Raw genomic sequence first — 20555 nt, 5'->3', positions numbered from 1 at the left:
CAGTTACTGATAGATGGTGTAGCAATTGAATTTCGCACGCTTGAGCGACTGGCAGGCGGCTTGTGCCTGGTTCTTGTCCTGGAAACCGACAAAACGTGCACGGTACATGGTCTGGCCTTTCGCGGTCACTTCCTCGGTGTAAGGATCCCGGTTGCGCAGGGCAGAACCTGTCGCCGCCTGTGCCTTCTTCAGAAGGCCGATGGCCGCCGTTTCCGACACGGCTGCACCGATCTGAACCTGCCAGCCGGGAGCGGCGTCAGCGGTGTTGTTGGTGGCCACGGTCACGGTTGTCTTTTCCGCGTCAGTGGCGCGCGCCGGAGTGTGGGCAACCGTTTCAGGTGCCGGCACGGTTTCCACCGGAGCTGCCTCGATCACGGCAAAGGCAGCGGCCACGCGCGGAGACGGCTTGGGGCTGATACCCGGCGTGATGGTCGAGGTTTCGACGACAATCGCAGGGGCCGGTGAGGGCAGGGCGACATTGCCATCGGCCGATGCGATCTGGATCTCCTGCTGCGGCTGCACAACCGTGCGGGCTGCGGCGGCGGCCGGAGCCGGGGCGGGAACCGGTACAGGGGCAGGGGCCGGAGCTGCAGCAGCGGCCTGAACCGGTGCCTGCGGCGCAGGGGCCGGAACGGGCGCCCGAGCATCTGTGGCAGAAGCCACGGCAAAGGGCAGGACGGCCGGTTCGGAGTCAGGCTTGCTGTTGGGAACAGGTGCGCGCAGCGGTGCGTTGACGCGGATCGGAGCCGTCGGCTTGGCGTCGGCCACGATGGCCGAGGAGGTGTTGTGCACCAGGAGCGGTGCCGTCCGCGGGCCGCGGCTCGCCTGGGGCATATATTCGTTGATCAGCTTCACCATCTGCGCATCGCGCGAGCGGCCCGTGCTGCCGCCCATGACAACGGCAACGATCTGACGGCCATCTCGCTCAACCGAGGTAACCAGATTGAAGCCGGAGGCGTTGATGTAGCCGGTCTTGATGCCGTTCACACCTGGAACCGCACCCAGCAGACGGTTGTGGTTGCCGTAGGTGCGGCCCTGGTAGGTGAAGGAACGGGTCTTGAACAGCTCGAAGTGCTTCGGGAAACGGTCCTGGATGGCGCGGCCGAGGGTTGCCATGTCGCGCGCGGTGGTGCGCTGACCGGCATTCGGCAGGCCATGCGGGTTCTTGAAGGTGGTCTTGCTCATGCCGATCTGGCGGGCCGTGCGGGTCATGCGGTCGGCAAAGCGCGCTTCGGAGCCGCCGATATTCTCCGCGATAACGGCCGCCACGTCATTGGCAGACTTCGTCACCAGCGCCAGGATCGCATCCCGGACCTGAATCGTGGAGCCCGGCCGCAGGCCAAGCTTTGAGGGCGGGCGGGCTGCCGCATAGGCCGAGACCTTGAGGGGCGTATCCATGCGCAGGCGCCCCGCCTCAAGTTCCTCGAACACTATATAAAGCGTCATGATCTTGGTCAGCGACGCAGGGAAGCGCAACTCGTCCGCCGAGGCGGAGTAGAGCGTCTTTCCCGTTTTGGCGTCGACCACAATCCCGGCATATTTCGGATTCTGCTGGGCTGAGGCCGGAGTGACCGAAAGGCTCAGTGCAATGGCAACTGCACCAAGGGCTCGTCTTGCAAATCTCATGAAAGAGGATGCTGCGTGCAAATCAGGCATACTAACCGAACTCTCAACTTCCCGTTCTGGGTTTAACCAAGCCGGAAGGGACCGGTCCCCGTCACGCAGCATCTGCGCATGACGCGAGCAATCGTCCCAACGCTCCCCGTGAAGCCACCTTGCCCGGAACGCGGTTACAAATCAGTAAAGCAGGGTCAATTTTAATCGCTCGTGAACCCTAACGGCGCGTCTACGTAGTCTCCGTTATATTGCGATGCAAAAAAGAACGTTGACATTCTTGTGCATTGCGTCATTATTAGGCAACCCGACGCGAAACGCGCCGAGCAGGATTTCCCATAGCGGGTTCACGAGCGAGGGCAGGACATGATGAACAGTTTTGAAGACATCCAGAAGCTGGGCAAGGAAAACATGGACCAGGCCATGCAGGCTGCTGGAAACATGACTAAGTCCCTTCAGGCGATTGCTGCCGAGATTGCAGACTTCCAGAAGAAGTCCTTCGAGGAAAGCTCTGCCGCCATTGAAAAGATCGTGTCCGCCAAGTCCCTCGACAAGGCTTTTGAAGCTCAGAGCGAGTTCTTCAAGACCAGCTACGAAGGCGTTGTCAGCGAGATGACCAAGATCGGTGAAATGTACACCGACATGGCCAAGGATCTGTACAAGCCTTACGAAGGCATGTTCTCTAGGCTCGGCAAGTGAGCTCTCCGGCGCTTTGAAGCGCCGCGCCTGTGAAATATGAAAAGGCCTGGCTGCCCGGCAGTCAGGCCTTTTTGCATTGCAAAAATTACGACAGGTCCGGAGGCGGCTGCCGCGGCCTTTTTGCCTGTTCTTTGCGCAGGTGCCAGGTAGGACGCCCAGGAAGAGGTCCGCATGTGCGATGGTTTCCATACGTGCCGCGCTCCAGCCTGGCGCAGGCAGCCTCTTCCATAATGCGATGCCATCCCTACATTGGTTAAGACCGGCGCCCGATGAGCTTGACCATTCGAGCGCAGGTAGCCCGTGCGGCGCTTGAGCATTTTCAAGGCGTGATGCGTCAGCATCTCGGAGCCTTGGTATAAGACCGGAGGCCGCTGCAGGGCTTGACAGGGCCGGACTTGGCGCCATCTGCAAAACAGGCCATTGCACGGGCGCCGTAACGGCGTCAGGATCAGGATCTGTTATGGGGCTCTGGCATGAGTCATTATAGTATGGGGCATAGTATGGGGCACATGGCCTCCTGCCCGGTGTGGCGGTGAGACTGTGGTAACATACGGCGGTGTAGGCTGATGGACATCATGGTCCGGCAGGCCTTGGTACAGGGGTTGCCGAGAGCTGCATTGGGATTGAATGACAGCTGCTCACAATGCCGTGAACCGGCCTGCTGGGCAGCCCGCTCCTCCGCGGGAGTTGAGCGGCAGAAAAGACAAGATGGGCACGGGAATGGCAAGCGGATCGCGCCGGAATGAGGATGGAGATGCCGGGACGGTCGTCGTCACAAAGACGAAGACGGTCACAAAACGGCCCAATCTGTACAGGGTGCTGTTGTTGAATGACGACTACACCCCGATGGAGTTCGTCATTCATGTGGTTGAGCGCTTCTTCCAGAAGAACCGGGAGGAAGCGACACGGATCATGCTCCACGTGCACCACCATGGTGTCGGGGAGTGCGGAATATACACCTATGAGGTGGCCGAGACGAAGGTGACCCAGGTCATGGACTTCGCCCGCAAGCATCAACATCCGCTGCAATGCGTGATGGAGAAAAAGTAAGGGAACCAGACACGTGCCGTCATTCTCCCGAAGCCTCGAAAAAGCCCTGCATCAGGCTCTGGCCTTCGCCAACGAGCGGCAGCAGGAATATGCGACGCTTGAGCACCTGCTGCTGGCGCTTGTTGATGATCAGGACGCTGCAGCCGTGATGCGCGCCTGCAGCGTTGACCTTGATCTCCTGCGCCGCAATCTTATCGACTATATCGAGACCGAGCTGGAAAACCTCGTCACGGGCGGCGAGGAGGATGCCAAGCCGACCGCCGGCTTCCAGCGGGTCATCCAGCGTGCCGTCATCCATGTCCAGTCCTCGGGACGGGAAGAGGTGACGGGAGCCAACGTGCTTGTTGCGATTTTCGCCGAGCGCGAGAGCCATGCCGCCTATTTCCTGCAGGAGCAGGACATGACGCGTTATGATGCCGTCAATTACATCTCTCACGGAATTGCCAAGCGGCCGGGGCTGTCTGAGCCGCGCCCGGTCCAGGGCGTGGAGGATGAAGCTGCCATGCCGGAAGAAGCTGAATCCAAGCCGAAGAAGAAGAATGACGCGCTCGAAGCCTATTGCGTCAATCTCAACGAGAAATCCAAGGCCGGGAAGGTCGATCCGCTGATCGGCCGCGACGCCGAAGTGACGCGCACGATCCAGATCCTGTGCCGCCGCTCGAAGAACAATCCGCTCTTCGTCGGCGACCCGGGCGTGGGCAAGACCGCGATTGCCGAGGGCCTGGCGCGGCGCATCGTCAACAAGGACGTGCCCGAAGTGCTGCAGGATGCCACCATCTTCTCGCTCGATATGGGCGCGCTGCTGGCCGGCACCCGCTATCGCGGCGACTTCGAGGAGCGCCTGAAGCAGGTGGTGAAGGAGATCGAGGAGTATCCTGGTGCAGTGCTCTTCATCGACGAAATCCACACGGTGATCGGCGCGGGGGCCACCTCCGGCGGGGCGATGGATGCCTCCAACCTGCTGAAGCCGGCGCTGGCCTCGGGCGCGATCCGCTGCATGGGCTCGACCACCTACAAGGAATACCGCCAGTTCTTCGAGAAGGACCGGGCGCTGGTGCGCCGCTTCCAGAAAATCGACGTGAACGAGCCCTCGGTGCCGGATGCCATTGAGATCCTCAAGGGCCTGAAACCCTATTTCGAGGACTTCCACAAGGTCAAATACACCAACGAGGCCATCAAGACGGCGGTGGAACTGTCGGCCAAGTACATCAATGACCGCAAGCTGCCGGACAAGGCCATCGACGTGCTGGATGAAACCGGCGCATCGCAGATGCTGCTGCCGGAAAGCCGCCGCCGCAAGACCATTGGCGTCAAGGAAATCGAGACGACGATTGCCACCATGGCCCGCATCCCGCCCAAGTCGGTGTCGAAGAGCGATGCAGCCGTGCTGTCGAGCCTGACGGAGGACCTGAAGCGCGTGGTCTATGGCCAGGACAAGGCCATCGAAACGCTCTCGAGCGCCATCAAGCTCGCCCGTGCTGGTCTGCGTGAACCGAACAAGCCGATCGGCAGCTACCTGTTCTCCGGCCCCACCGGCGTCGGCAAGACGGAAGTCGCCCGCCAGCTCGCCGCCTCGCTTGGCGTTGAGCTGCTGCGCTTCGACATGTCCGAATATATGGAGCGCCACACGGTCAGCCGCCTCATCGGCGCGCCTCCGGGCTATGTCGGCTTCGATCAGGGCGGCCTGCTGACCGACGGCATCGACCAGCATCCCCATTGCGTGCTGCTGCTGGATGAAATCGAGAAGGCCCATCCTGACCTCTTCAACATCCTGCTGCAGGTGATGGACCACGGCAAGCTGACCGACCACAACGGCAAGCAGGTCGATTTCCGCAATGTCATCCTGATCATGACCACCAATGCCGGTGCGTCCGACATGGCCAGAGCCCCGATCGGCTTCAACAAGCTGAAGCGGGAAGGGGATGATCAGGAGGCGATCAACAAGCTGTTCACGCCGGAATTCCGCAACCGTCTCGATGCGGTCATCCCCTTCGGCAATCTGCCGGTTCAGGTGATCCATCAGGTGGTGGAGAAGTTCGTCATGCAGCTGGAGGCGCAGCTCGCCGACCGCGGTGTGACCTTCGAACTGACGCCGGAAGCCGTCGCATGGCTGGCGGACAAAGGCTACGACAGCCAGATGGGCGCCCGCCCGCTTGGCCGCGTCATCCAGGAGCACATCAAGCGGCCGCTGGCCGACGAGGTGCTGTTCGGCAAGCTGCAGAAGGGCGGAACCGTCAAGGTCACCGTCAGCGAGGACGGAGCAGGGCTTCTGCTCGAAACCGTCGAGGAAAAGCGCAAGGCTGCCCCCGCGCCGGAACCCGAGACGCTGCCGGCCAAGAAGAAGCGCAAGTCTCCGGCCGCCAAGGCCGCGGAGCCTGCGGCAAAGCCTGCGCCCAAGGCCGGCCCGAAAAAGTCCAGCGTTCCCAAGGTGCCGCTGGCGGACTGACCGATCCCATAAAATAATGCGCCCTGCAGTTCCTGGATAGGAAGCTGCAGGGCGTTTTCATTTGGGCAGTGGCAAGATGTATGGCAGGATTATCAGCCCATGCGCTCGGATACATATTCGTTCGGGCTTGCCGGGAACACAACGGTCTTGTCGCCGCTGATGAAGACGCGGCGGTGGATATGTGCGTGGATTGCCCGGGCGAGCACCTGGCTTTCGACGTCACGTCCGAGGCTCACATAGTCGTTGGCGCTTTGCGCATGGGTCACGCGCACCGTGTCCTGCTCGATGATCGGGCCTTCGTCCAGATCGGCCGTCACATAGTGGCTGGTTGCCCCAATCAGTTTCACGCCGCGGTCAAAGGCCTGCTTGTAGGGGTTGGCACCCTTGAAACTGGGCAGGAAGCTGTGATGGATGTTGATGATCCGGCCAGACATCTTGGTGCACATCTCGTCCGACAGAACCTGCATGTAACGGGCGAGAACCACCAGCTCGGCACCCGTATCGCGGACGATCTTCATCTGCTCGGCTTCGGCCTGTGCCTTGTTCTCCTTGGTCACCTTGATGCAGTGGTACGGAATATCGTGGTTCACCACCACCTTCTGATAATCCATATGGTTCGAGATGACGGCTACGATGTCGATCGGCAGTGCCCCGATCCGCCAGCGGTAGAGCAGGTCGTTCAGGCAATGCCCGAAACGGCTGACCATGATGACGACTTTGGTCTTTTCACTGAGATCATGGAAGGAATGGACAATGTCCGAGCCTGCTATCTCCGCGCGGAATGCCTCGTCCAGCTCTTCGCGCGTGCGGCCCTGCTCGGAGACGAAGCTGAGCCGCATGAAGAAGCGGTTGTTCTGCACGTCGGTGAACTGCGAACTGTCATGGATATTACAGCCCGCATTCGCCAGGAAGGACGAGATCTTCGCAACAACCCCGATCCGTACGGGGCAGGATAATGTCAGGATAAGCTGGGACATCGGCAATTTCCTTTTCGCGGCCGCTGAACAGGGGGCGGGGCCGGAGAAGTTGCGAAGAGGGCTCCGGCCTGTTTGTTAGCCGTAGCCGTTGCGGCAGGGCCGGGCGTGAAGATTTGCGACGCGGGACCAGCAGCTTTGCGTCAGGCCGCCATGGCCTGCTTGTCTCGGCAAGCTCATAAGGCGGAACGCCTTCCGGTGTATTGTCCGCAGGACGCAAGGCCACAGGTGGAATGTCGTTCCCGTTCTGCGGAACTGCGTCACTTCGACCCATAACCGTACGGGTACCAGTTGCTTGTCTCGTCTCTCGTTCGAGCCCTGCTCGAATGGCGGGCGTTTTCTTGTCAGCCCCGCGTCTTGCGCAGCCCCTGCGGTGTCTGCCCATAGCGGCGGCGGAACATCCGGCTCAGATGCGAACTGTCGCAGAACCCGCATTCCAGCGCGATCTGGGAGATGGGCCGCTCGCCGGTGACGATCAGGTGATGGGCGAGCGACAGGCGCATGTCCAGAAAGGCTGACTGCGGCGACGTGCCGAGCGCAGCCTGAAAGTGCCGTTCAAGCTGCCGCTTGCTATGACCGATCCGGCTGGCGATCTCGGCCACGGTGAAGGGCTGCTCGATGTTCTGCTGCATCATCAAAAGGGCGCGCAGCACCATCGGATCGCGGGTCTTGAAGTCCATCGTGATCCCGGGCTGCGGCTTGTCCGCCTGAAGCGCCTCGTCGATGATCATGATGTGCAGGCTCTTGCTGGCCTGGGCGCGGCCGACATGCTTGTCGACCAGATAGGCCGCCAGATGCGCGGAACTGACCCCGCCGGAGCAGGTCAGCCGGTCGCGGTCCACAACGAAGATCTGGTCCGTGACCGGGTTAAGCCCTTCGAATTGCTCGAGGAAGCCGGCGTGGTGGAACCAGCTGACGCAGCAGCGGTAGCCATTCAACAGTCCTGCCTGGTGCAGGAGAAAGGCCCCGGTGCAGACGCCGGCCAGCGGCACGCCCGCCGCAGCCGCCTCGTGCAGGAAGCGGTGATAGCCTGGCGGCAGCACCGCTTCATCCTCCATCAGTCCGCCAATGACGACGATGTAATCGAAGCGGGCCGGGTCACCCAGACGCTCCTTGGGCTGGACACTGATTCCGCAGCTTGAGGTGACTGGCTCCATCGTGTCCGACAGCACTGTCCAGTTGCACAGGATCGGCCGGCTCCGGTCGCCTTCGTCCGCAGCAAGGCGCAGGACGTCAACGAAATTGGCAAAGGCGCAGAGCGTGAAACGCCGGGCAAGGATGAAACCGACGGACAGGCGCGTGTTGCCCTGCTGGCGGCGCGCCGGATGCGGGGCAGGCCGTGGCGGTGGGGGGCTCGGCTGGGTGGGGGCAAGGCTCATGACGGGGCCTGTGATTCAAAGTGCCGCTCGCATGTCGTAGCTCTAATCCTTCGATGACGCAAATGTCCTGTTGCGCAGAGCATCGATCCGGCAAAGTCGGGCGTAATACCCGCGGCCCCGCCGTATTGCCGCAGCCTTTGAGGAAAAAAGAATATGTCCACGTTTCCGTCCCGTGCCCGCGTTGTCATTGTCGGTCTTGGGGGCATTGTCGGTGCCTCTGTCGCCCATCACCTGATCGAAAATGGGTGGGATGACATCGTGGGGATCGACAAGTCGGGCATCCCGACGGACATCGGTTCGACCGCCCATGCCTCCGACTTCTGCTATGCGACCAGCCATGACTTTCTGTCCTGCTGGACCACCATGTATTCCATGGACTTCTACGAGAAGCTCGGCAACTACCAGCGCATCGGCGGACTTGAAGTCGCGCGGGTGGGCGATGATGCCCGCATGGCCGAACTGAAGCGCAAGGTGGACTCCGGCCGTGCCTTCGGCACCAATGTGACCATGATTTCGGCGGCGGAAGCCAAGGAGAAGTTCCCGCTTCTGGAAGAAGGCCAGATTCAGGGCGCGCTGTGGGACCCCGATGCCGGGCTTGTCGTGCCGCGCTCGCAGACGGTCGCCGCCAAGCTCGTGGACATGGCCGAGGCGGCGGGCAAGCTGAAGGTCTTCGCCAATACCCCGGCGCTGGAGCTTCTCCACGAGAACGGCCGCGTCACCGGCGTGCGCACGTCACGCGGCACGATCATGGCTGGCTGTGTCGTGGTCTGTGCCGGTCTCTGGGGCCGCCTCATTGCCGGATTGGCGGGCGAGGATCTGCCGGTAATGCCGGTCGATCACCCGCTGACCTTCTTCGGCCCCTACAATGAATTTGCCGGCACTGGTCTTGAGATCGGCCGTCCGCTGCTGCGCGATCAGGGCAATTCGGCCTATCTGCGCGACACCGGTGATCCCAGCACCACCGAAGGCGGCCAGATCGAGTGGGGCTACTATTATGAAAAGGACGTGCGGATGGTTCATCCGCGCGATCTTCTTGAAAAGCACGAAGCGCGGCTGTCGCCCTCGCAGCGCGATCTGGTGCTGGAAGATGTGATCGAGCCGCTCGAGCGGGCGATGGAACTGACGCCGATCCTGGCCGAGCTGGGCTTCAACGAAAGCCATTCCTTCAACGGTCTGCTTCAGACGACGACCGACGGCGGGCCTTCCATGGGCGAAAGCCGCAAGCTGCGGGGCCTGTGGTATGCCGTCGCGATCTGGGTCAAGGACGGTCCGGGCATGGGCAAGCTGATCGCTGACTGGATAACCAAGGGCCGCACGGATATCGATCACAGCCGCATCGACTACGCGCGGTTCAGCGACTTCCAGCTGACCGAGGACTTCATCTGGGGCCGCTGCGAGGAAACCGCTGCCAAGATCTACAACCCGCCGGTTCATCCGCGCGAGCCCTTCGCCAATGGCCGCGGCATCCGCCGCTCGCCGTTCTACGAGCGTGAGAAGGAATTGGGCGGCTACTTCATGGAACTGGGCGGCTGGGAACGTGCTCATGGCTACGCGGCCAATGAGCATCTTCTCGAGAAATATGCAGATCAGGTTCCGCTGCGCGAGAACGAATGGGACAGCCGCCATTTCTGGCGGGTGTCCAACGCCGAGCAGCTGGAGATGAGCGCCGATTGCGGCATCATCAACCTGTCGCATTTCCACATGACCGACATCTCGGGCCCGGACCATGTGGCCCTGATGGAATGGCTCTGCGTGGCCAGGATCGGCGGTGATGCCAATATCGGCAAGGGCATCTACACCCACATGCTGGACGAGGAAGGCATGGTCCGCGCCGACTTCACCGTCTTCCGCATGGAGGACCGCTGCCGTCTGGTGAACGGCGCCGATGCGGGGCCGCGCGATCAGATGTACATGCGCCGCGTGGCGCAGGACAAGGGCTTCGACGTCACCATCACGGACGTGACCGAAGATTACACCACCATCGGCATCTGGGGGCCGAATGCGCGCGAGAACCTCAAGAAGGTCGTCGCCGACCCTGAGGCGCTGGATGTGGCGAACTTCCCCTTCGCGGCCATCCGGCAGATCGAGATCGCGGGCTGCAAGGTCATGGCTTTCCGCATCTCCTACGTGGGCGAGCAGGGCTGGGAACTGCACATGCGCTATTCCGACGGTCTGGCCGTCTGGGACGCGCTGCGCGGGGCAGGGGTGATGGCCGTCGGCGTGGAAACCTATGCCAACTCGCGCCGGCTGGAAAAGTCGCTGCGCCTGCAGAACGCCGACCTGCTGACGCAATACAACCTCTTCGAGGCTGACCTTGCCCGTCCGAAGGTCAAGGAGCCGGATTTCGTCGGCAAGGCAAAGCACCTCGAATACCGTGCCCGCGAGCACCAGCCGGCGATGCTCTGCACGCTGGTGATGACCGAAAACACCGACAGTACGGGCACCGCCCGCTATCCCGTCGGAACCCTGCCGGTGATGGATCCGGACACAGGCAAGGTGCTGGTCGATGCGCTCGGCCGCCGCTCCTACACGACCTCCATTGCCTATGGCCCGACCGTCGGCAAGAACATCGCGCTGGCCTATCTGCCCTGGGACTACTGCCAGCTGGGCCGCAAGCTGCAGGTCAGCTATTTCGACGAGCTCTACCCCGTCGAAGTTGCCGGCATCGGCTACGCGCCCCTCTATGACCCGGAGAACCTCAAGCCGAGAAGCTGAGTGAAGGAGCGCTGTGCAAAAGTCATTGACCTCACGCCTGCGGGCGCAAGGTCAATGATGCTGCTCTTGAACCCCTGAAAGCGGCCTTGTCAGGGCTTGCGCTGTTCAGGGTCTGCTGCGGCGGATCCTGCCGGAAACTGAGGAAATGCCGGGGGATTCGTGTCCTGCTCCAATGCCCTGATGCGGCGGCTGGCCGCTCGCTTGCGACGTTTGCGGTCCGGACGGGGCGTGCTTGAAATGCAGGTGCCGGGCCGCAGCCTCAGGGCAGGCAGGACCGCCGGATCGGGGAAGGTTGCAGGGCCCGGGCGTGATGTCGCATCCGGCACAGGAACGGTCGCTGTTGTGACGATGCGGAAAGCCCTTAACAGGGCTAACTCCAGTTGAGATTTAATCCTCTTGCCAAGAAGCCGCCGGACTGGCTTCGCCGCAAATGATCAACCTGCCGGCTTTTCAGGAGGCCATCATGCCAGGACATTCCCAGCCCCTTTCCGATCTGATCGCCCAGCACAAGCCCGGCTATGGCCTGCCGCAGGCCTTCTACACTTCGGCCGAGGTGTTTGCCGAAGACATGGAGACGATTTTCTACCGCGACTGGCTCTTTGCCTTTCCGGCCTGCTTGCTGGACAGGGCAGGCAGCTTCCAGCGGCTGCGGATCGGCGCCTATGATGTTGTCGTGGTGCGCGACAACCAGGGGGAGATCAAGGCATTCCACAATTCCTGCCGGCACCGTGGTTCGGTCATCTGCACATCGTCGAAGGGACGTTTGGCCAAGCTGACCTGTCCCTATCATCAGTGGACCTATGGCCTCGATGGAAAGCTGGTCTGGGCGCGCGACATGGGCGAGGAGTTCGACCCCTCCCAGCACAGCCTGAAGCCTGTTCATTGCCGCGTCGTGTCGGGGCTGGTCTATATCTGCCTTGCGGCCACTGCGCCCGATTTCGATGAATTTGCCAGCACCGTGACGCCTTATCTTGGCGTTCACGATCTTAGCGATGCCAAGGTCGCGTTCCAGTCCACGATCATCGAGAACGGCAACTGGAAACTGGTCTGGGAGAACAACCGCGAGTGCTATCACTGCGCGGGCAACCACCCTGACCTTTGCCGGACCTACCCGGAAGACCCCTCCATCACCGGCGTGAGCCCGGATGGCACCTTCCCCGAAAAGGTTGAGAATCACTTCAAGCGCATGGAAGGCGCCGGCGCCCCCTCGCGCTTCAAGATCGCGCCGGACGGGCAGTTCCGGGTGGCGCGGATGCCGCTGCTTGATGGGGCGGAAAGCTACACGATCAACGGCAAGATCGCGGTGCAGAAGCGGCTTGGCCGGGTTCCGTTCCTGGATGCCGGCACGCTGCTGCTGTTCCACTATCCGACGACCTGGAACCACTTCCTGACCGATCACTCGATCACCTTCCGCGTGACCCCGATCAGCCCGATGGAGACCGAGGTCCAGACGACCTGGCTCGTCCACAAGGACGCCGTGGAAGGCGTTGATTACGACCTGAAGAACCTGACCACGGTCTGGGAGCACACGAACGACGAGGACCGCCGTGTCGTCGAGCATAATCAGCAGGGCATTTGCTCGCCCGCTTACGAACCGGGTCCCTATTCGACCCTGCACGAGGACGGCGTTATCCAGTTCGTGAACTGGTACCTGGACCGCCTCAAGGCCCGTCAGCCGGGCCTTGCAGTCGCGGCGGAGTGAGATTGACATGATTGATGCCGAGCAGAGGGTGACGGCAAAATGGACCGATGACGAACCTCTGGAGTGCGTCTCGATCCTGCCGGAAGCCCCTGATGTCGTGACGGTCTGCTTTCAGGCTCCGTCGGGCCGCCCCTTCGAATTTCTGGCCGGCCAGTTCCTCACGCTGGAACTGCCGGTCCCGGGTGGCCCGATCTACCGGACTTACACGATCTCATCCGCGCCGACGCGGCCAAAGTCGCTGACGATCACGATCAAGGCACAGCCAGGCAGTGTCGGCACACGCTGGATCATGGACAATGTGCGGCCCGGAACAAGACTGAAGGTCAGGGGGCCGGCCGGACGCTTCACGTCCACCCATTTCCCGGCGAAGAAGTATCTCTTCATCTCGGCAGGCTCGGGCATCACGCCAATGATGTCGATGACGACCGAGATCTATGATCTTGGCCGGCACTGCGACATCGTCTTCGTCAACTGCGCAAGGCGCCCGTCCGAGATCATCTTCAAGCGCCGGCTTGAGCACATGGCCTCCCGGATAGCGGGCCTGGACCTGAAATGGGTGGTGAGGGAGAGCGACATCTATCAGCCCTGGACCGGCTACCAGGGGCGCTTCAACCAGCTGATGCTTGGCCTGATGGCACCTGACTACCTTGAGCGGGAGGTGTTCTGCTGCGGGCCGGACGGCTTCATGCAGGCGGTCAGCGAGGCGCTGGCAGGTCTTGGCTTCGACATGGCGCATTACCACCAGGAGAGCTTCGGCGCGCCTGAGGCTGGTGAACTTCCCGTGGTCGAGACCGGCACAAGCGCCGATACGCCGGTTGAGACGGCAAAGCTGGTCTTCGAGGAGTCCGGTGTCACCCACGACTGCAGTTCCATGGACACAGTGCTGCACGCGGCGCGCGCGGCCGGTGTGGCCATTCCATTCGGCTGCAGCATGGGCGTGTGTGGCAGCTGCCGTATCCGCAAGCTGTCGGGCGAGGTGCACATGGTCCACAATGGCGGGATCAGCGACGACGAGATCGAGGAAGGCTATATCCTTGCCTGCTGCTCGAACCCGCGTGGCACGGTCACTCTTGAGGCCTAGGAACGGCGCCTGCCAGCCTGCCGCTGCGGATCTCGCCCGGTGTGAGCCCGCGTTCGGCCTTCAGCGCGCGCGCCAGATGCGGCGCGTCGCAGAAGCCGCATGCGCCGCGCCATGCCCGCCCGAGCAGGTCAGCCGGTCCCGGTCCGCCACGAAAATCTGATCCGAAATCGGTATTTCATTTTCGAAACGGTCGATGAAGTCCTGATGGTGAAACCAGCTGACGCAGCACCGGTAGCCTTGCAGCAAACCCGCAGCCTGCAGCGTGAACACGCCGGTGCAAAGCCCGGCCAGCGGCACGCCCTGCGCTGCCGTTTCCGCGATGAAGCCGAGCGCCAGCGGGCCGAAGGCCGCCCGGTCGCTGATATGCCCTCCGACCACCACCAGATAATCGAAGGGTCCCGCCCGGCGCAGCGGCATGTCCGGCTGCACCCTGACACCGCAGCTGGACCGGATCGGATCCATCTGCTCTGCCAGTACGGTCCAGTCGCACAAAATCCGCCGCGACTAGTCCGCATCATCCGCCGCCAGCCGCAGAACATCCAAGAAATTGGCAAAGGCCGGCAGGGTGAACGGGCCGGCCAGCAGGAAGGCAACACGCTGGCGGGCAGGGGGGATGGCGCGGGCAGGTGTCATGACGCGATCCTACATGACACCTGGCGCAAATCTACATTCAAGGTGCGATCCAAGATCATAATGTGACACTCAGCCGCGATTGAGAGGATCCCGCCATGCAACGTTTCTCTGCCATGTTCCTGCTCAAAAACGCTTTGACAGGCCACAAGAACTGGCGCGAACAATGGCCGGACAGCCAGCCCAAGGCCGAGTATGACGTCATGATCGTCGGGGCAGGCAGGCATGGTCTGGGTGCGGCCTATTACCTTGCCAAGGAACACGGCATCACCAATGTCGCAGCGACCGGCAAGGGCTGGCTGGGCGGCGGCAACACCGGACGCAACATGGCCATCATCCGCTCCAACTATCTCTATGACGAAAGCGTCCGGCTTTACGATCATGCCCTGGACCTGTGGGAGAACCTCAGCCAGGAACTCAATTACAACGTCATGTATTCCAAGCGCGGCGTGATGATGCTGGTGCATAATGTTCATGACGTGCAGTCCTTTCAGCGCCACATTCACGCCAACCGGCTCAACGGGGTGAACAACCGCTGGCTGACGGCGGCTGAAGCCAAGGCCTTCTGCCCGCCACTGAGCATCAGCCCGGACGTGCGCTATCCGGTCAAGGGGCTCTATGTGAACTGCGGATGGGGAACCGGCGGCTTCAAGGCGGCGCCGGGCGCTGCCCATACGCTCGTCTGGACCGTGGCCAAGGATGAGCCGCATCCGGTCAATGCACCCTTCACCCTGGAACGCTTCACCACCGGCCGTCTGATCGGCGAGGCCGCTGCCGCTGCCGTCGCGCACTGATGAGCCCGTGCGGCGTTTGAGCAATTTCAAGGCGGGATGCGGCAGCATCCCAGAGCCTGGCTATGAGAGGTTTCCGATGCTCCTGATCCCCTGTCCCTACTGCGACGAAACCCTGCCCGAACTTGAGTTTGCCTATGCGGGCAAGGCCCATATCGCGCGCCCGGCAGCCCCCTCCGCCCTCTCGGGCGAGGAATGGCGTGATTTCCTCTTCATCCGCAAGAATGCGGGCGGCAAGCACCTTGAACGCTGGCGCCATGCCCATGGCTGCGGCCGTTTTTTTCAACGCCTGCCGCGACAGGGTGAGCGAAAGGTTCCTGAAGACCTACAAGGCCGGCGAAGAGCGTCCGGCAGAGACCGAACTGGATGGCGTGGAATGAGCCGCTATCGCGTCCCCGGCCTGGGCCGGACAGATCCTGCCGAGCCTGTCAGATTCACGTTTGACGGCCGCCGTTATGAAGGTCTTCGCGGTGATATGGTTGCGTCGGCGCTGCTGGCCAATGGCGTGCATCTGATGGGCCGTTCCTTCAAGTATCACCGGCCCGGCGGACCAGTGAGCGCCGGTTCCGAAGAGCCGAACGCCCTGATCGGCACTTCGCGCGGTCCTGGCCGGTTCGAGCCGAACACCCGTACCACCGTGCAGGAACTGCGCCAAGGGCTGGTGGCCGAATGCCAGAAAAAATGGCCGTCGCTGAAGTGCGACATCGGGGCGGTGAACGGCCGCGCCTACATGCTCTTTTCCGCGGGTTTCTACTACAAGACCTTCATATGGCCGCGCAGCTTCCGGGACAAGGTCTACGAGCCCTTCATCCGCGCGGCTGCCGGCCTCGGCAAGTTGCCGTCCGAGCCGGATCCGGACAATTATGCCTCGCGCTATCTGCATAAGGATGTGCTGGTCGTTGGCAGGGGGGCGGCCGGTATCGCGGCAGCGCTGACCGCCGCGAGGTCCGGCGCCAAGGTCGTGCTGGTGGACGATAGCCCGGAAATGGGTGGTTTGCTCCTCTGCGATCCTTCCGTGCAGATCGAGGGGCTGAACGCCTGGCCCTGGCTCTCCGGGCAGCTTTCGCAGCCGCGTGCGGCCGGTGTCACGCTGATGACGCGGACAACGGCCATCGGCTACTATCATCAGAACATGGTTGGTCTGGCCGAGCGGCCGAAGCTGATCGTGGCGGGCGCCTCTGCCTATCCGCGCCATATCGGTTTCGCCGCCTTCCGCGCCATTGCGGATGAGATTGGCGTCTATCTGATGGTGGATATGGCCTATTACGCAGGTCTGATCGCCGCGGGCGAATACCCCAATCCGGTGCCGCATGCGCATGTGACCACGCCGGCCACGCATAAGACCCTGCGCAGCCCGCGCGGCGGCGTTATTCAGACCAATGACGGCGATCTGGCGAAGAAGTTCAACTCCGCCGTATTCCCCGGCAATCAGGGGGGCCCGCTGATGCATGTGATCGCGGCCAAGGCCGTTGCCTTCGGCGAGGCGCTGCAGCCCTCGTTCAAGGACTATGCGAAGGCGGTCATCGCCAACGCCCGTGCGCTTTCTGATACGCTGATTGAGGGGGGCGTCGGCATCGTTTCGGGCGGAACGGACTGCCATATGGTCCTGTGCGATCTGCGACCGCTTGGCGTCACCGGCAAGGCGGCGGAAATCGCTCTGGAGCGGGCGGGCCTGACCTGCAACAAGAACGCCATTCCGTTTGATCCGGAAAAGCCATTCATGACCTCGGGCAGCCGTCTCGGCAGTTCGGCCGGCACCACCCGCGGCTTTGACGAGGCCGAGTTCCGGCAGATCGGTCAGATGATCCTGCGTGTCCTGCGCGCTCTGGGTGAAAATCCGGAGGGGCACGCGGCTTTCGAAGCTTTCATCCGCGCCGAAGTCAAGGCAATGTGCGACCGCTTTCCAATCTACGAGGCATGAATGTTCCTCTCGGTCTTTGACATCTTCAAGATTGGCATCGGCCCATCGTCCTCGCATACGATGGGCCCGATGGCTGCCGCTGCGCGCTTCCTCGACGACCTGCGCCGCGGGGCCGGGAAGATCTCCGGCACGGCCCGGCCGCACCGGTTTTATGCAAGCCTGCATGGCAGCCTGGCCTTCACCGGCAAGGGGCATGCGACGGACCGTGCGGTGATCCTGGGCCTGTGCGGCCTGCGTCCGGACACAATGGACCCCGACAGTGCCGACGGGATTGAGGCCGGGGTGCGCAGCACCGGCCGTGTCAGCCCCGAGGGGCTTGGCACCTTGGTCTTCCAGCCGGACCGTGACCTCGTCTTCGACTATGGCCCGGCACTGCCGGGCCACCCGAATGGCATGATCCTGAAGGCCTTTGATGCCGAAGGGGAGGTTTGCCACGAGCAGACCTATTACTCGATTGGCGGCGGCTTCGTCGTCACCAGCGCCGAGCTGGAGGCGGTCCAGGCGGGGCAAGCGCCCGTCCAGGACGGTGCTGCCGTGCCATTCCCGTTCGAGACGGCGGCACAGATGCTGGAGATGGGCGCTGCTTCCGGCAAGACGATCGCCCAGATGAAGCGCGCCAACGAGGAGGCGCAGCTGGGCGCGCAGCTGGACGAAAAGCTCGACGCAATCTGGGCCGCCATGAATGGATGCATCACGCGCGGGCTGACGCAGGAGGGCATCCTTCCGGGCGGCCTCAAGGTGCGCCGCAGAGCCCGTTCGATCTACCGGCAGCTGGAAGGGGAGCGCGGGCAGAACCTCAGTCAGCCCCATCAGGCAAATGACTGGCTCAGCGTCTATGCCATGGCCGTCAACGAGGAGAATGCGGCCGGTGGCCGGGTGGTGACCTCGCCCACGAATGGTGCGGCCGGCGTCGTGCCTGCGGTGGGGCGCTATTATCTCGATCATTGCGTCGGGGCAGATCAGGAGAAGATCCGCGACTATCTGCTGGTGGCGGCAGCCATCGGCGGCCTGATCAAGCACAATGCCTCGATCTCGGGTGCCGAGGTTGGCTGCCAAGGGGAAGTCGGATCGGCTTCGGCGATGGCGGCGGCGGGCCTCTGCGCGGTTCTGGGGGGCACAAATGCGCAGATCGAGAATGCGGCGGAGATTGCGCTGGAACATCACCTCGGCATGACCTGCGATCCTGCCGCAGGCCTCGTCCAGGTTCCCTGCATCGAGCGCAATGCCCTCGGCGCGATCAAGGCCGTCTCAGCCGCAAGCCTTGCCTTGCGCGGCGACGGCACGCATTTCCTGCCGCTGGACAATTGCATCCGGGTGATGCGTGACACCGGCCGGGACATGAACGACAGGTACAAGGAAACATCCCAGGGCGGCATCGCCGTCAACTTGCCGGAATGCTGACCGGCTGATGGCTTGCAGTCTTCCGGTTCCTGGCCGCGCTTGCGTCCCGGGAGCCGGCATCTTCTTGCGTCTGTGAGCCTTTGCGAGGCGCTATCCTTCAAGGCCGGGAGCCTTGCCATCCCTCATGTGTGGAGACTTGAAGCCTGCCGTGTGCGTTAGTCATCTTTACCAACAAGCCAACGGCGAGATGCTTCATGGCCAGTGTCGAAAAGATCAGCGTTTCCATGACGCCGCAGCAGGCCGACCTGCTGCGCGAGGCCGTTGCCAGCGGCGGTGAGGTTATCCGCGAGGCCCTGCGCGACTGGTCCGCCAAATGGGCACAGCGGCGCGGCGATATCGGGCACCTGAAAAGCCTTTGGCAGGAGGGGAAGGCCAGCGGCAGTGCCTCTGACATGGACCTTGACGGCATGCTGGCCGAGGCTCGCGAGGAACTGCTCTGAGCAAGCGCCATGGCGGCTAGGCTTGTCTGGACACCAAAAGCCCGTGGCGATGTGAAAGCCATATTGCCATATTTGTGAGTATAGGCCGGGAGCAGCCACAAGCCGCCGGGCGCTATGCAACGCGGCTGCGGGCGCGGGTGGAGTTGCTGGCCGAGCATCCGAGGGCCGGTGAGCGGCATCCGGAAATCTACCGCTCTGCCCGCATGCTGGTCGAGGCACCTCATGTGATCCTCTATGAAACCCATCCGGATGTGGATGAAGGTGACATCCATACGGTGGAAGTCGTCCGGGGTGTGGATGGCTGCCGGGATCTTGCGGCCTTGTTCTGATGTTCACAGAAGGCGGATTCGCATCGCCATTTCCTTCTCCACATGGAACCCTTTTTCACGCTCCCGGCCTTGGCTCGCGCAGCTTGGCGGTGTTACCAATAGGCCTCCTGCCGCACACTGTTTCCGTGTGTGCCAATGTTCTGCAAGCGGGTGGGCTGCTGCTGGTTGAGGTTCGCCTCCGGCCGGGGGCCATCCGGACGGATCACGGATCATGACGCAATCAGACATGCCGCCTCCCGGAACGGGAACAGGGGCAGCCCCTGCACCGGAGACTGAGGCGGTTCTTCCGGCGAGGGTCTGGGCTTTCAGGGGCGTCCGGGCCGCCATTTCCATTCCTGGCTTCATTCTGGCGGCTGCCTTCGTCGGCTATGCGGGGCTGGCGCGGGAAAGCGGGCTGACGCTGCCGCAGACGCTGATGATGGCCGGCCTCGTCTGGGCGCTGCCCAGCATCGTGGTGCTGACTGGCGCGATTGCCTCCGGGATGGGGCTCATCCCGGCGGCCATAGCCGTGGCGCTGGCCTCCGTGCGCCTGATGCCCATGACCGTCGCGCTGATGCCGGTGTTGCGGGCGGAGAAGAAAGCGAAAACCTGGCTGCTGCTCTTTGCCTCGCATTTCGTTGCCATCACCGCCTGGGTCTTTGCCATGCGCAACCTGCCGGATCTGCCAAGAACCGGGCGGCTGCCGTTCTTCCTCGGCTTTGCGTGTTTCCTCACCGGCACGGTGACGGTGGTTACCGGTGTTTCCTATGTGCTCATCGACGCCATGCCGCCGATGGTGGCCGGAGCGCTGTTCCTGCTGACACCGGTCTATTTCCTCTGTTCGCTGTGGACGGCGGGGCGCCTGCCAACCGACAAGCTGGCGATGATCCTTGGCCTCGTGCTGGGGCCGCTGGTCTATTGGCTTGTGCCGGGGCCGGATCTGCTGATCACCGGCGCGGCCGGCGGTGCCACGGCTTATCTTGCCGTGCGGATTGCCCGCCGGGCAGGGTGGGGGGCCGGATGATGGCGGCAGAAACAGCCTTCATGCAGGGCGTGACAGCGTGGTGGCCCTACGTGATGATCATCTTCGCCGGATGGCTGGCGACGGATATCTGGCGCTGGCTCGGCGTTCTGGCGGCGGGAAACCTGCGCGAGGACAGCGAAATCCTGATCTTCGTGCGCTCCATCGCGACGGCTCTGGTGGCGGGAGTGATCTCGAAACTGATCCTTTTCCCGAGCGGAGCGCTGGCCGAGACCTCCGCCTGGCTGCGTGTGGCCGCCGCAGTATGCGGCTTTGCCGCCTTCCATGCCGCCCGGCAGACCGTGTTTGCCGGTGTTCTTGCCGCCGAAGCTGTTCTCATCGGCGGCTGGCTGCTGTTGGGGTGATCCCAACAGCTTTTTCTC

Annotated in this window: 16 protein-coding genes and 2 pseudogenes; 14 read left to right on the top strand and 4 right to left on the bottom strand. The window is 62.6% G+C overall.

Features of this window, described 5'->3' with window-relative positions; genetic code table 11:
* Window positions 1–3 precede the first annotated feature (3 nt).
* A complete protein-coding gene (locus tag ASC48_RS13825; RefSeq protein ID WP_055456326.1) occupies window positions 4–1626 on the bottom strand; it encodes a D-alanyl-D-alanine carboxypeptidase in 1623 nt (540 codons plus the stop codon).
* A gap of 354 nt (window positions 1627–1980) precedes the next feature.
* Between ASC48_RS13825 and ASC48_RS13820 the strand changes: the two genes are divergently transcribed.
* From ASC48_RS13820 to clpA, 3 genes are all read left to right on the top strand, one after another.
* Window positions 1981–2313, top strand: a complete 333-nt coding sequence (locus ASC48_RS13820) for a phasin family protein (protein ID WP_055456325.1) — start codon at window positions 1981–1983, stop codon at window positions 2311–2313.
* 708 nt (window positions 2314–3021) lie between these two features.
* Complete coding sequence (clpS, locus tag ASC48_RS13815; RefSeq protein WP_019965759.1) at window positions 3022–3363, top strand: ATP-dependent Clp protease adapter ClpS; 342 nt, start codon at window positions 3022–3024, stop codon at window positions 3361–3363.
* A gap of 13 nt (window positions 3364–3376) precedes the next feature.
* Window positions 3377–5809, top strand: a complete 2433-nt coding sequence (gene clpA, locus ASC48_RS13810) for an ATP-dependent Clp protease ATP-binding subunit ClpA (protein WP_055456324.1) — start codon at window positions 3377–3379, stop codon at window positions 5807–5809.
* 92 nt (window positions 5810–5901) lie between these two features.
* Here the strand turns inward: clpA and purU are convergent, their stop codons facing one another.
* Window positions 5902–6786 carry a formyltetrahydrofolate deformylase gene (gene purU / locus ASC48_RS13805; protein ID WP_055456323.1) on the bottom strand — a complete coding sequence of 295 codons (885 nt, stop codon included), beginning with the start codon at window positions 6784–6786 and terminating at the stop codon, window positions 5902–5904.
* A 341-nt stretch (window positions 6787–7127) separates the two neighbouring features.
* The gene (locus ASC48_RS13800; RefSeq protein ID WP_055456322.1) at window positions 7128–8162 is read right to left on the bottom strand and encodes a GlxA family transcriptional regulator; all 1035 of its coding nucleotides are present in this window, start codon (window positions 8160–8162) and stop codon (window positions 7128–7130) included.
* Window positions 8163–8315: 153 nt separating this feature from the next.
* Here ASC48_RS13800 and ASC48_RS13795 point away from each other — a divergent pair, with 153 nt between their 5' ends.
* The 3 genes from ASC48_RS13795 (at window position 8316) to ASC48_RS13785 (ending at window position 13660) form a co-directional block, all read left to right on the top strand.
* A complete protein-coding gene (locus ASC48_RS13795) occupies window positions 8316–10877 on the top strand; it encodes a GcvT family protein (protein ID WP_055456321.1) in 2562 nt (853 codons plus the stop codon).
* A 463-nt stretch (window positions 10878–11340) separates the two neighbouring features.
* On the top strand, window positions 11341–12579 hold the full coding sequence (locus ASC48_RS13790) for an aromatic ring-hydroxylating oxygenase subunit alpha (protein WP_055456351.1): 1239 nt from the start codon (window positions 11341–11343) through the stop codon (window positions 12577–12579).
* A gap of 7 nt (window positions 12580–12586) precedes the next feature.
* The gene (locus tag ASC48_RS13785) at window positions 12587–13660 is read left to right on the top strand and encodes an FAD-binding oxidoreductase (protein ID WP_055456320.1); all 1074 of its coding nucleotides are present in this window, start codon (window positions 12587–12589) and stop codon (window positions 13658–13660) included.
* A 90-nt stretch (window positions 13661–13750) separates the two neighbouring features.
* Here the strand turns inward: ASC48_RS13785 and ASC48_RS19985 are convergent.
* A pseudogene (locus ASC48_RS19985) lies at window positions 13751–14293 on the bottom strand (AraC family transcriptional regulator); the annotation flags it as partial.
* A 95-nt stretch (window positions 14294–14388) separates the two neighbouring features.
* Between ASC48_RS19985 and ASC48_RS13775 the strand changes: the two are divergent.
* The 8 genes and pseudogenes from ASC48_RS13775 (at window position 14389) to ASC48_RS13740 (ending at window position 20537) form a co-directional block, all read left to right on the top strand.
* Entirely contained in the window at window positions 14389–15084 is a 696-nt protein-coding gene (locus ASC48_RS13775; RefSeq protein ID WP_055456318.1) for an FAD-dependent oxidoreductase, read from the top strand.
* Between the two features lie 76 nt (window positions 15085–15160).
* A pseudogene (locus ASC48_RS20280) lies at window positions 15161–15307 on the top strand (sarcosine oxidase subunit delta); the annotation flags it as partial.
* A gap of 150 nt (window positions 15308–15457) precedes the next feature.
* Entirely contained in the window at window positions 15458–17002 is a 1545-nt protein-coding gene (locus tag ASC48_RS20275) for a serine hydroxymethyltransferase (RefSeq protein WP_072242614.1), read from the top strand.
* Window positions 17003–18403 carry an L-serine ammonia-lyase gene (locus ASC48_RS13760; protein ID WP_055456317.1) on the top strand — a complete coding sequence of 467 codons (1401 nt, stop codon included), beginning with the start codon at window positions 17003–17005 and terminating at the stop codon, window positions 18401–18403.
* Window positions 18404–18597: 194 nt separating this feature from the next.
* Window positions 18598–18843: a ribbon-helix-helix domain-containing protein gene (locus ASC48_RS13755; RefSeq protein WP_055456316.1), complete on the top strand. Its 246-nt coding sequence runs from the start codon at window positions 18598–18600 to the stop codon at window positions 18841–18843.
* Window positions 18844–18917: 74 nt separating this feature from the next.
* Window positions 18918–19172 carry a type II toxin-antitoxin system RelE/ParE family toxin gene (locus tag ASC48_RS13750; protein ID WP_341860381.1) on the top strand — a complete coding sequence of 85 codons (255 nt, stop codon included), beginning with the start codon at window positions 18918–18920 and terminating at the stop codon, window positions 19170–19172.
* A 211-nt stretch (window positions 19173–19383) separates the two neighbouring features.
* Window positions 19384–20175 carry an AzlC family ABC transporter permease gene (locus ASC48_RS13745; RefSeq protein WP_244270059.1) on the top strand — a complete coding sequence of 264 codons (792 nt, stop codon included), beginning with the start codon at window positions 19384–19386 and terminating at the stop codon, window positions 20173–20175.
* Window positions 20172–20537, top strand: coding sequence for an AzlD domain-containing protein (locus ASC48_RS13740; protein ID WP_141658959.1), 366 nt, complete (start codon window positions 20172–20174; stop codon window positions 20535–20537). The genes ASC48_RS13745 and ASC48_RS13740 overlap by 4 nt, the downstream gene beginning before the upstream one ends.
* Window positions 20538–20555: the final 18 nt, after the last annotated feature.

This window comes from Pannonibacter indicus (assembly GCF_001418225.1).
In the GTDB taxonomy this organism is placed as follows: Bacteria; Pseudomonadota; Alphaproteobacteria; order Rhizobiales; family Stappiaceae; genus Pannonibacter; species Pannonibacter indicus.
Note: the sequence above shows the minus strand (reverse complement) of the source record. Positions and strands in the feature narration are given on the sequence as shown.